The sequence below is a fragment of the Lutibacter citreus genome (genome assembly GCF_003260195.1).
Classification (GTDB): Bacteria; Bacteroidota; Bacteroidia; order Flavobacteriales; family Flavobacteriaceae; genus Lutibacter; species Lutibacter citreus.
Window position 1 is genome coordinate 169,432 of the sequence record NZ_QEIH01000002.1, and the last position, 15,078, is coordinate 184,509.

At 34.9% G+C, this 15,078-nt stretch carries 1 protein-coding gene; it reads right to left on the reverse strand.

What is annotated here, in order from left to right; all coding sequences use genetic code 11:
- Positions 1-56: 56 nt before the first annotated feature.
- Positions 57-14,804: a T9SS type B sorting domain-containing protein gene (locus DAD81_RS03845; protein WP_111706920.1), complete on the reverse strand. Its 14,748-nt coding sequence runs from the start codon at positions 14,802-14,804 to the stop codon at positions 57-59.
- Positions 14,805-15,078 lie beyond the last annotated feature (274 nt).

Here is a 15,078-nt window from a genome sequence, read left to right on the forward strand (position 1 = left end):
TGTTTAAAATTTTAATGGAAAGAGAACATAAAAATTCTCTTTCCAAAAATAGTGTTTTATTTTCTTAAATATATCCAACCCGTTTGTGGTTTTCTATCATCGTCATTAAAGTGAATAGTATAGAAATAAGTTCCTGTAGGAAGTATATCATTAGTTAAATTCCAACGTCCGGTTGAGTAACCATCCCACCACTGTGGTGTATGGTATGGATTACCATCATGTTTATAATTATAAACTTTATTTCCGTATCTATTAACAATTTCCATTGAGAAGTTTGGATACAATACTTCTAAATATTCTATCTCAAATACATCGTTTATTCCATCTCCATTTGGTGTAAATCCTTCTGGAAGTGTTAATGGAATTATTGGATCAGTAGCAACTTGATCCATATCATCCTCAAAAATATCTCCATTGTTTGGTGTAGAATCTATATCTAATTCATTTGTAGCTGTTATCTCTGCCACATTTACCCAATCTCCAAGTGGATTAACAAAAGCTGTTATAATCAAGGTTTCTGACATTTCACTACTAATTGTTCCAACATTCCAAATTCCGGAATTATTATCATAGCTTCCAGTTGAAGTAGTAGCACTAACAAAATTATAACCATTTGGTAACATATCAGTCACTTCAACACCTGTTGCATCACTTAGTCCATTATTTGTTAACGTAATAGTGAAATTAACATTTGTTTCAGCATAAGGTTCTAATATGTCTGTTGTACTAACAGGTCCTTCACTAGCATCTGCAAAATCAACTTCTTTAGTTAATTCTAAATCTACCATCTTAACAGGAACTGTAGCAATACAACTTGTATTGTTTGATAATTCAAAATCTGTTTGGTGCATTTCTGTAATAGTAGCACAATTTAAATAATCACCTGTTGCATTTACTATTGCATCAACAACTAGTACCTCAGTTTCTCCATCTGCAATTGTCCCTACATTCCATTTTCCATCATCATAATCATAAGTCCCTCTAGTTGAACTATGATTAACATATGTATACCCTGCTGGCAACAAGTCAGTAACAACTACTTCTGTACCTTCTACAATTCCATCATTTATTAATCTAATTTCAAATGAAACTTCTGAACCAACTTCAGGTGTAATATTATCAGCTATTACAGTTTTTTCTAATCTTAAATCAAGCTCTTGATATGGAGGAGCAGATGCACAATCAAAATCATCTTCGTTTGGATCAAAATTATTTGGTGTAGAATCTAAATCATTTTCATTTGCGCCTGTAATTTCAGCACAATTCACATATTCACCACTTTTTAAAACTATTACATCAATAAGTAATACAGGTGTATTTCCAGCCTCTATAAAGCCAATGTTCCATAATCCAGTTATTGGATTATATGTACCTATTGTTGAACTATAATTTACAAAATTATATCCTGAAGGAATAATATCCGTTACTTTAACTCCAGTAGCTTCTGTTGGACCTTCATTCTCAACTCTTATTTCAAATGTAATCATAGTACCAACTTCTGGGTCTACTACATCATCAACTACTGATTTAGTTAAACTTAAATCTATAGTTGCCGTTGGAACTATTGAAACAATTCCAACATTATTAGTTGTATCAGAATCAGACTGATCTGCAAGAACACTACTTGTTGTATTTGTAATAGTTTGTCCTAAAGTATCATCATCAACAGTTGCATTTATTGTTAAAACTGCCGTTGCTCCATTTGTTAAATTTCCAATTGTCCACTCACCAGAACCATAGTTAAATGTTCCTTTTGAAGCTGAATGACTAACAAAAGTTACTCCTACTGGTAAATTATCAGTTAAGCTTACATTTGTTGCATCACTTGGTCCATTATTAGTTACTTCAATAGTATAGGTAATTGTATCGCCTTCATTTGGTTTTTTATTACTTACTGTTTTAACAGTTTCTAAATCTGTATTTGTAACAATTATAGTTTCAGAAGCATCATCTTCTGTTAAATTACTATCATCTTGATCTTGAGTATTTGAAATATTGTTAACCAATGTAATACCTCCTTGATCCATTCCTACAATAGCTTTTACAACAATTGTTTCTTGCTCTCCTTGAACAAGAGTTCCAATGTCCCAATTTGGTGCTCTCCAGACACCGTCACTTGGTGTAACCGTTTCATAAGTTAATCCAGATGGTAATTCATCTGTTACAACTAACCCTGTAACCACTGCATCTCCATTATTTACAACTGTAATTGTATATGTTATAATATCTCCTGCATTTGGAGTAGCATTGTCTACTACCTTAGTTAAGGCAATATCAACAAAATTTCCAACTCTAATTGCTGCTTCCAATACATCTCCATCTGTTGTTGGATCAAATTGATCTCCTTTAGCAGCAGTTGTAGCATTAGTTATTATAGATCCTGCTGTTCCTGCGTTAACACTTGCGGTAATATTCATTGTTACGGTAGCTCCTGTTACTATATAACCAATAGTCCATATTCCTGAACCTCTATTATAAGCTCCATTTTGATTGTCACTAACATAAGTAACTCCTGCTGGTAATAAATCTGTTAAACTTACCCCAGTTGCATCACTTGGTCCATTATTAGTAACGGCTATTGAATAAACAATATTATCTCCTTCAGCTGGTATAGCTTCACTTACAGTTTTAACAGTAACTAAATCTGAACCTGTAACTACAATTGTTTCTGTATCATCATCTTCAGTTAAGTTTGAATCAACTTGATCTTGGGTATTCGACACTGTATTTGTAAGTGTCTTACCTCCTTGATCCATACCTACAAGAGCTTCAATGACTATTGTTTCTTCTTCTCCTGTTTCTAAGATATCAACATTCCAATTTGGCGCTGTCCAGGTTCCATCACCTGGAGAAACAATACCATAAGTTAATCCTTCTGGTAAAGCATCCATGACAACTAAACCTGTAACTCTTGAAGGTCCGTTATTTCTAACAGTTACTGTATAAGTTACTATATCACCAACATTTGGTGTTGCATTATCAACTATTTTAGTTAATACAATATCTGTAAAATTCTGAACTTTAATTACTGCTTCCAGCACATCTCCATTTGTTATTAGATCTAATTGATCTCCTTTAGCAGCAGTTGTTGTATTAATTATTGTCTCTCCTACTGTTCCTGCATTAACTCTCGCTCTAATATTCATTCTTACAGTAGCACCTGCAAACATATTACCAATAGTCCATTTTCCTGAACCACTATTATAGGCCCCATTTTTATCATCACTTAAATAAGTAACTCCTGCAGGTAGTACATCGGTTAAACTTACTCCCGTTGCAAAACTAGGTCCATTATTTTTAACTGCTATTGAATAAATGATTTCGTCCCCTTCAGCAGGTTTAGTATTACTCACTCTTTTAACAGTAACTAAATCAGATGCCGTTACTATAATATCAGCAGAAGCTTCACTTGGTAAAGAAGTATCAACCTGATCTTGTGTATGACTTGCAGTATTAGTAATTGGTAATTGATCTAATGTTCCAATAGCATTCACGACACCTTCAATAGTCATAGTTTCGGTTTCTCCTACCGGTAACGTACCTATATTCCAAATTGGCGAAGTCCAGATACCCGCACTTGGCGTAACTAAACCTTCAATTACTCCTGAAGGAACAAGGTCTTCAACTTGTAAGTTAGTTACAATCGCTGGCCCATTATTTGTTATAGTAATTGTATAAGTAACAGTGTCTCCTGTATTAGGAGTACTATTATCTACTACTTTTGTTAATACAATATCAGAATAATTATCAACACCTATTTTTGCTTCTAAAACATCTCCATCTGTTGTAGGATCTGCTTGATCTCCTGTTGCTGCAGTTGTAATATTTGTAATAGATGTTCCTGATGTATCTTCATCAACAGTTGCTGTAATATTTAGTGTTGCTTTAGCAGTGTTAGCAATAGCTCCTATTGTCCAAATTCCTGAACCACTATTATATGCACCACCCTGATCATCACTAACATAAGTAACCCCTATTGGTAATAAATCTGTTAAACTTACTCCGGTTGCATTACTTGGGCCATTATTAGTTACTTCAATTGTATATATAATTGTATCACCTTCATTTGGTATAGAATTACTTACTGTTTTTACAGTTACTAAATCTGAACTTGTTACAACTATTGTTTCTCTATCATCATCCTCTGTTAATTCTGAATCTACTTGATCTTGACTATTACTAACTATATTTGTAAGTGTTTGACCTCCTTGATCCATACCTACAACAGCTTCAATAACTATTGTTTCTTCTTCACCTGAATCTAAGTTGTCTACGTACCAATTTGGTGCTGTCCAAGTTCCATCACTTGGTGAAACAATTGCATAGGTTAATCCTGTTGGCAATGCATCAGTTACTACTAAATTTGTAACTTTTGATGGACCGTTATTTCTAACAGTTACCGTATAGGTTACTGTATCTCCAACATTTGGTGTGGAATTGTCTACTATTTTTGTTAATACAATATCAGTATAATTTTCAACACCTATTATTGCTTCTAAAACATCTCCATCTGTTGTAGAATCTGTTTGATCTCCTGTTGCCGCAGTTGTAGTATTAGTTATAGAGGTTCCTGATGTGTCTTCATCAACGGTTGCTGTTATATTTAATGTTGCTTTTCCGCTGTTAGAAATAGTTCCTATAGTCCAAATTCCTGAACCACTATTATATGCCCCACCTTGATCATTGCTAACATAAGTAACCCCTACTGGTAATAAATCTGTTAAACTTACTCCGGTTGCATTACTTGGGCCATTATTAGTTACTTCAATTGTATATATAATTGTATCACCTTCATTTGGTGTTGGTTTATTTACTGATTTTACAGTTACTAAATCTGAAGCCGTTACCACTATATCCTCTTCTAAATCATCTTCAGCAGTTGTTGGATCTAACTGATCACCTGCTGCTGCAGTTACAATGTTTGTAATTGGATTTGATATTCCTTCTGCATTTACAAGTGCATTTATAGTTAAATTTGCTGATCCTCCAATATCAATCAACCCAATTACCCAGGTCATATCTCCTGCAATATCTGCATAAGTATTAACAGAACCTCCAGTTGCTGTATGGCTTACATACTCCAATCCTGTTGGTAAATTATCAATTAAATAAACTCCAGTAGCAGCACTTGGCCCTTTATTTACAACCGTTATGGTATAGGTAATTGTATCACCATTGTTTGGTGTACTATTGTTAACTGTTTTAGTAGTTACTAAATTTGTAATAGCCCTTGGTGTTGTCGTTGCTTCATCTTGATCATCTTCTATAGGATTATTATTTCCATGTATTGAATTAGGATCTTTTTGATCTGCATAAACAACCTCAGCTGTATTGGTATAATTTCCACTTTCATTAACAATTGCTGTTACTGTTAGTGTAGCTTCACTTACTCCTGTTGAATTATTATCAACTAAACTTCCTAAATCCCAAAGACCTGAATTTGGTCCACCTGGATAATAAATTCCTTGACTTGTACTTGGTGGTGTAGTTGTACTTAAAGTATAACCAGTTGGTAACACATCTAATACATCTATTCCTGTTGCATCTGATGGCCCCATATTGGTAACTGTAATTGTGAAAACAACTTCTGACCCAACATCTGGTGTTAAATTATCAACTGTTTTATTTACAACCAATGCAGCTTCTGCATCCATCTCGTCTGTATCCGTAGAACTATTGTTACTAGAATCCGGATCAACTGGCTCATTAAAGTTTGTTGATGGTGGTAAACTAGTACTTGCAGTATTTACAATATCTCCTGTATAACCACTAGGAACATTAATTGTTACTGTATATGTTACGGTTACACCTGAATCTAAAGTTGCAATTATATCATTTGAGATATCACCTACAACATCTGTTTTACCATTTCCAGTCCAAGTTGTAACAGCTTGTAAAATAGGGTCTGTTATATCATCATTTACAATTACACCTGCTGCATTAGCTGGTCCATTATTGGTTACTGTTATTGTATATACAATAGGTTCTCCTGGAGCATAGGTGTCAGAATTATCTGTTTTTACAACTTCAATATCTGCTAGAGCAATGTATATAATTGTTATGGAAGAATCATTAGATTGATTACCATCATTATCTTCTATATTATATGATACAGGTGTTGGATTACCATTAAAAGTTGTTATAGGTGTAAATTTAATTTCACCTGAAACTAAGTCAACACTCCAGTTACCTTCATTTGGTACATCAAAACTAGTTACATCTCCATTGCTATCAATAATTGTATTTATAGCTCCTGTTGGAGTAACCAAACTAACTGTAGTATAATCTAACGTTCCTCCTGCTGCTGCATCTCCATCAACATCTGGTCCTGAACCATTATTAACAGTAGGGTTTATTGTTACAGAATTTCCTGGTACATGACCTGCACCTCCATTATCACTCAAATCATCTTGAGTTATTGGTGGAACTGCTGTATATTCAACTGTAACTTTTGCTTTATTAGATATATTACCGTCATTATCCTCTACTGTATAATATATAGGTGTTGGATTATTCGTAAATGTTGGTAATGGTGTAAAAACAATATTAGCTTGATCTGAGTCCGTTATACTTAGTTCAATCGTCCATGTTCCTTCACCTGCTACTACTAATGGATCTCCTTCATTTATTGTTCCAACTATTTTTACTGTTGAAGACACTAATACCCCTCCAGCAGCTGCATCTACATCATAATCATTAGTTGGAGAACCGTCTAAAGCAGGAACTACAGCTTGGGTACCTGTTGTTAAACCTCCTAAATAATCATCAATTGCTACAGGTGATTCTATATCATAATTTACATGTACTGTTGCAGGTAATGAAGTATTTGGTGTAGCTCCACTTACTGCTTGTAAATCGTTTATTGTATATTGAATATCTGTTGGATCATTTGTAAAGCCAGAATCTGGACTAAACGTTAATTCTCCTGTTGTTGCATTATAAGACCATACCCCTTCTCCATCAACATCTGCCTGATAGTTTGAAGTTCCTATTGAACCTGTAATATTTGTTGTTACCCCTAATGCTGGTACAAATACAAAACTATCTGGATCAACAATATCTCCAGTAATATCATTTGCTAATATATCTATAACTGCATCAACTCCTGTTATGTTCCCTAAACTACTATCATTTATAGCAATAGGTACATAATCTATTAATATAGTGGCATTATTTGATGGATTACCATCATTATCTTCAATATTATATTCAATTATTGTTGGATCTTCTGTAAATGTTGATAATGGCGTAAACGTTATTTCTCCTGTTGTTCTGTGCACACTCCAGTTTCCTTCATTTGCTACATCAAAACTTGTAACATTACCATTATCGTAAACTGCATTTAATGCTCCAGCTGGTTCTATTAAACTTACCGTTGTTGGATCTAATGCTCCATCTGAATCTTCATCTACATCATCAAAAGTTCCTCCTGTTGCAACATTATTATCAATTAAAACATCAATTGTAACAGCAGTACCTGGTGTATTTCCTAAACTTTCATCATTAATAGCTACTGGATTTTGAGCCAAATATGATGCACTTACAATTGCTGTATCTGATAAACCTGTAGAGGTCTCAGTTAAAATATATGTAATTGGTGTTGGGTTACCTGTAAAATTAATTACATTACCTTGAAAAGTATAAGTACCTGGATCAAATGTTAAGTTATCAGTTGCAGGATCATAAGTCCAAACTCCTTCATTTGGAACTGTAACTACTAAGCCTCCATTACTTAAAACACCTCCTGGAACACTAGTTGCATCTAAAACTATTGTTGCATTTCCAGCATTTACAGCACTTCCATCACTTAATGTATCATTACCTGAAATATCTTCTATTACAGCAGGATCTCCTGTTATAATTCCCGTTACTCCATTATCTTCTGCAACCGGTGGTGCAGGATCATACTCTACTGTTACTAAAGCTGAAGTTGAATTTCCTTCAGCATCTGAAATTGTATAACCTATTTCTGTTGGATTTGTTGTAAATCCATCATCTGGATTAAATATTAATTCTCCGGTTGCTGGATTATAAGTCCAAGTTCCTTCATTTGGTATTGTTGCTATTAACCCTGTTCCGTCTATATAAGCTGCTGGCATTGGATTTGAAGTACTACCAAATTCAAAAGTTGTTAAATCTACAGCATCTCCTTCTGTATCGTTTGAAGTTATGTTTATAATAACATCATTTCCTACAGTATTTCCTGTACTTAAATCATCAACTGCCACTGGAATATAATCTACAGTAACCATTGCATTTGTTAATGACTCATTTCCATCATTATCTTCAATATTATAATACGTAGGTGTTGGATCTTCTGTAAATCCTGGTACTGGAGTAAAGGTTATTGCTCCTGTTGTTGGATTCACTTCCCATGTTCCTTCTCCTGGTTCTATATAACTTGTTGTATTTCCTTCTACATTGGTAATTACACTTGTTGCAGTACTTGTTGCTACTAAACTAACTTGCGTAGGATCTATAGTTCCTCCGGCAGTAACTCCATCTCCATCATAATCCTGACCTGCCGTTCCTGGTATAGGATCAACAATTACTGGTCCTGCAGTATTAGCTGAACTTAAATCATCTACTGGTACTGGTGGTTGAGCCACATATGCAGCACTAACAATTGCTGTATCTGTTAAGCCTGTAGAAGTCTCAGTTAAAATATAAGTAATTGGTGTTGGGTCTGAAGTAAATCCTAATACTGGATCAAATGTTAAATAACCATCCGTTGGCCCCGAATTATCAGCTGGAGTATAAGTCCAAACTCCTTCATTAGGAACTGTTACACTTCCATTTGTTTCTAAAACACCTCCTGGAACACTAGTTGCATCTAAAACTATTGTTGCATTTCCAGTTGTTGGTGTAGTATCTACAGCACTTCCATCACTTAATGAATCATTACCTGAAATATTTGGTATTAAAGCATTAGCTCCTGTTATAACTCCTGTTACTCCGTCATCTTCTGCAACTGGTGGTGCAGGATCATACTCTACTGTTACTAAAGCTGAAGTTGAATTTCCTTCAACATCTGATATTGTATAACCTATTGGTGTTGGATCTGTTGTGAAACCATCAATTGGATCAAATATTAATTCTCCGGTTGCTGGATTATAAGTCCAAGTTCCTTCATTTGGAATTGTTGCTATTAACCCTGTTCCATCAACATAAGCTGCTGGTATTGGATTTGCTGCACTACCAAATTCAAAAGTTGTTAAATCTACAGCATCTCCTTCTGTATCATTTGACGTTATGTTTATAGTAACATCATTACCAACTGTATTTCCTGTAATTAAATCATCAACTGCCACTGGAACATAATCTATAGTAACCTTAGCATTTGTTAATGACTGATTACCGTCATTATCTTCAATATTATAGTATACAGGTGTTGGATCTTCTGTAAATCCTGATACTGGAGTAAATGTTATTGCTCCTGTTGTTGGATTCACCTCCCATGTTCCTTCTCCTGGTTCTATAAAACTAGTTGTATTTCCTTCTACATTAGTAATTACGCTAGTTGCAGTGCCTGTTGCTACTAAACTAACTTGCGTAGGATCTATAGTTCCTCCTGCAGAAGCTCCATCCGCATCATAATCCTGACCTGGCGTTCCTGGTATAGGATCAACAATTACTGGTCCAGCTGTATTTGCTGAACTTAAATCATCAACTGGAACTGGTGCTTGAGCCACATAAGATGCATTTACAACAGCTGTATCTGTTAAACCTGTAGAGGTCTCAGTTAAAATATATGTAATTGGTGTTGGATTTGCGGTAAAACCAACAATTGGATCAAATGTTAACTCATCAGTTGTTGGATTATAAGTCCAAACTCCTTCATTTGGAACTGTTACACTTCCATTTGTTTCTAAAACACCTCCTGGAACACTAGTTGCATCTAAAACTATTGTTACATTTCCTGTTCCTGGTGTTGTATCTACAGCACTTCCATCACTTAATGTATCATTACCTGAAATATTTGGTATTACAGCATTAGCTCCTGTTATAACTCCTGTTACTCCATTATCTTCTGCAACTGGTGAATCGTTTACTACCACATTTGCAAAATCTCTATCATCTTCAGTAACATCATTATTACCAGGTATTGAATCTGGATCAAATTGATCAACTGAAACAATCTCAGCAAAATTTGTAAAATCACCTGTTGCATTTACAGTTGCTACAACTGTTAAAGTTGCAGTAGTATTACCTGGCAATACTGGAATAACCCAATGTCCTGTAATATTTGAATAAGTTCCTAAAGTTGTAGATGAACTAACATAAGAAAACCCTGATGGTAAATAATCAAATATATCTACATCTGTACCTTCATTTGGCCCTGTATTTATAACATTAATTGTAAATGTAACAACCTCTCCAGGGTTTGGCGCTGTATTACTAACAGTCTTTTTTATACTTAAATCTACAACAGGAAAAATTGTAATCTTAACAATATCACTGGTTGAAGCACAAGGGCTATTTTCAACCGTCCATTCAAATCTATATTCTCCTGGTTGTGTTCCTGTAACTATTGTTGTTGGAGATTTAGAATCTATAAAATTAGGAGTTGTTGGGCCAGATACAAATGACCATTCACCAGAACCTGATATTGTTGGATCATCTGCTTCTAATTGTAAAGTAGTAAACTGAGCTATTTCTTTATCTGCACCTGCGTTAGCATTTGCAACCGCATCTGTTACAGTAATTTGAACTGTATCTTCTAATGTACAATTTCCTTCTGCATTTTTTACTGTCCACATAAGTTCATAAACTCCTTCTTTTAATTCAGAAACAGTTGTTGATGCTGCATCAACCGGTGAAAAAACTGGATCAACACTCCCACCTGGTTTGGTAACAATAGTCCATTCCCCAGTATTTGTTGGGTCTATTGCTGCTGCTGATAAAGTAGTAGATACACTTCCCGCTGGGTTTATATTACACACTACCTTATCTGTTCCTGCATCTGCAGGTGCAGGCGGAACACCTGGATAATGTAAAATAATCGTAGCTACAGCGTCTGTACAGGTACCATTTGTCACTGTCCAAGTAAACTCATAATCACCTGTTTGTAAAGCATAAGGATCTCTTATTGTAAATGCTGTTGAAGGATTATTTGGATTATCAATTGTAATATCTCCAATGGTATAACCTATTGCTGTACCTGTTAAAGTCCATGTTCCAATACCATTATCTGGTGCATTAGCATCAAGTTGTGGAAATAATTGACAAGAAGTACCACTTGTTTCCGTTGTTGATATATCTGCATCACTTGGAGCCGCATAGGCTCTAACGGTTACTAAATCATTCAATCCACCTAAACATGCGTTGTTTGGTGATGCATTTTTTGAATTCCATTGAAATACATAAACCCCCTCATCATAAACATTTATGTCTGTTGTACCACTATTAGGATTAACAATTACAGCTGCTCCATTTACTACGGCAGGACCATCAATCAAAGTCCATGTTCCTGTGCTTGGGCCAACATCATTTCCAGCCATTGTTACTGTATTACCATCAGCTAAACATATTTCTTGATCATCACCTGCTATTGGAGTTTCTGGTGGCGCATCAGTTATAACTATTACTTCATCCTCTGCTCCACAATCAGAACCAGTATTATATTTAAAAATATAAGTATTCCCCGGTACTATTGTTGCAATTGCAGTATTACTTGCATTGGCAATTGTACCAAGAGTAGCAGTTCCATCTGTAGTAGATTCTAAAGTCCAATTTCCTACTGAACCCTCATTACCTTGCAACAAAACAGAGGTTGCATTACATAAACGAGTATCCTCACCCGCGTATGCTGGTGTATCAACCGTTAATGTAAAAGTTGCAGGTGATGGTGCATCACACATAGTACTAAGTGGTGTTATACTCCAGGTAAAGGTATACTCGCCTACCACTAATCCTGAAACATCTAAATTAGGTCCGTTTGGAGTATTTATAGTTGGTGAATTAGGTCCACTTACAGACCATGTACCTGTACCATTTACCACTGGTAATGTTAAAACTTCTGATAGATCCGAAGGATTTGAATAAACATATGTGGTGCTACAAATATTAGCAGAAGTTTCATTTAACCCAGCATCACTAGCTTGTAAATTCACATTAAATTCTACCTCATCTTCGTAAAAACCGCAAAGCCCTTTATCTACAACCCATTTAAATTTGTAATATCCAGGTTTAAAATCTGTTAAATTTGCAGTTGAATTATTTAATTCATCTTTATTGGTTTGTATTTGAGCCCATGAATTATCTCCATCTAATTGAACCCAAGTTCCTGTAAACCCATCATTTGAAGGATCACCAGCAACCAATTGAACATTTGCAACACCATCTAAGGTTGAACAAATATCTGAAGGGCCTGTTATAGGATACATAAATGTTGGATCATCAACAGTAATAGAAACAGTATCGGTATTTACACTGGCACAAGTACTTCCATTAGTAGTTTCCCATTCAAAAACATATTTCCCTTTTTCCAATCCTGAAAAAATCTGGTTAGGATCTGTTGAAGGTAACTCTATTGGATCAGCTGCTCCAGAAGGCTTACTTATTAAAGTCCAAGTTCCTACTGTATTTGGTGTTGCATCAGTAAAATTAGTAGCATCTGCCTGCATAGTTACGGATGTTGTACCTGCTAATAAACATTGGTCTGCACCTGCTTTTGCAGCTATAGGTGCCACATTAGTATCTGTAGAGATAGCAACTGTAGTATTATAATCACAACCTGTGGTAGTTGTAACGCTCCAAGTAAAAACGTAATCAGTTGCTGGTAATAGATTTACATATGTAGATGTACTAGTTGGATCTGTAAAGGTAGCGCTTGGGCTACTTGTCCACACACCTGTTTCTTGTGGTTCTAGAGCTCCCGCCTCCAAGAAAAAGTCTCCAGAACAAACTATGCCTGGTGACGTTAATATCCCTGAATTTGGAATAAGACTTACCGTAATAACAGTTTCATCAGATGAAACATCCGCTCCAGCTCCACCAGAAATATGCCAATTAAAAGTATACTCTCCAGAAGCTCCAACATCAACCCGCGTATTCCAATCATTCACATCTTCAATTACTGCAACACTTGGCCCACTTGTTTGTGTCCAATAACCAGTATATACATTAGTATCACCTACAGGAGGAGATGCGGGATCATTTCCTTGTAATTTGGTATAGTCAAGACCACATTTTAAAACAGAATCCGTCCCTGCATTTGCACCCATTGGGTCAAACTCTACAATAGTTTTAGAAACAATTAAAGTAATATCTTCAGATGCTTCATTACATTCTGTGGCAATTAAACCTTCAGAGTATCTAGTTACTTTAATAACATATGTTCCTGCACTATTTAAATTTGAAACCGTAATTTCGTTAGAACTATATTTAATATCATCTTTTGTATCAATCGCACTAGGCCCAGTTACTTCATATTTAAATTTATTCCCACCTGAATAAGTAATAGGAAATGTAACCGTATCTGCATCTGCAGGCAGAAGAATTGTATTGTCTCCTGAAGGATTTAAATCAATAGTAACAGGGTCGTTCGCATAACTTACAAAAATATCATTATCAGTAGTACAATCTTTAGCTGGATCCCCTAAGTCTGGCCCAGTAATTGCATACCTAAACATATAGGTACTAGATCCATTAAGACCCGATACTGTTGTTGTTGAACTATTTGGAGATTCAATTATTGCTGTTGTTGATGTTGGGCTTATTTGAGTCCATTTAACTGTTTCACCAGCATATAAAGGTGTATTGGCTGTTAAAACCGTAGAAGTAACGGGATCACAAAAAACTTGATCCAGTCCAGTACTAGCATTTGTAACCGTTTGGGTAGGTGCAGGAATCTCAATAACAACAGTATCTGACCCTGTTGCACAAGCCCCACTTACTGTCCATCTTAATGTATAGGTTCCTTCTGTTAAATTAGTAACACTAGTAACATTACTATGTTCATTTGTAAAAACCGGATTAGTAGTTGCTGTATTACTTGCTACAGACCAAGTACCTTGTTGACCACCATTACCAGTACCTCCATTTGAAGCACGTAAATTAACAGACTGTGTTGTTGAATAACATTCAGACACAGTTAATTGATCAGGCCCTGCGTCTACTGGTTGTTCACCTCCATAATTTGTAACAACTAAATCATCACTTGTTGAACAATAATTTACATCATCAGTAGGAAATCCATTTGAAATCACCCAACTTAAAACTGTGTCTCCAGATTTAGTTGCATCAAACGTAACTTCTGAATTAGGATCACTAGGATTAATAATAGTAACTCCCGCATTATTAGCGCTAGCAATAACCCAAACACCATTTTCTGATGTATGTAAAGGAGTATTACCTGAAAGCGTGTAAGGACCACCACTTGGGCATCCTAATATAGGACCCCCTACTTCAGCTTGCGTATTAGAATTTACTTTTATTAAAACAGACTGAGAATTAACTCCACTACCATCTATACAAGTACCTTCCAATAAAAAAGTATAATCGTTCCCGCCGGTATACCCAATAACTTCTGTTATTTCTGAAGTTGGTGATACAATATAAACTGATGGCCCTCCTATTTGAGTCCATTTTATATTATTTGTGGTACCTTCATTAATTGAATTAACATTTCCTAAAAATAAACTTTCAGTTTCACAAATTATGCGATCATTCCCTGCATTTAAATTACAAGTTTGAGCGTTTAATTCAGGATTAAACAAACCTAGCAACGCAATAAACATGACAAGAAGTGTCTGTTTATAATTTTTTCCGGAATTTTTCTTAAAAAAGTAATTTTTTCCCATATAATTAAATTTTATTTCTATAGCATAAGCTGCTATGGGCTTTATTCTATTATTTTAGATATAGAAATTCTTATAATCACTTAAATATTGATTGATAGAATTAATAAAATAACTTGCTATAACCTTTTGAATGTACAAATATTTTTTTATTTTTTTGTGAAATATTTGCTTAAAGAGAATTGCAAAATATTCATCAAAAATTTCAATTATAAAAAAACAAAAGACTAAGTGGGGTTAGCATTTTATTTTATTAATTCTATCAATCAAAATTAAA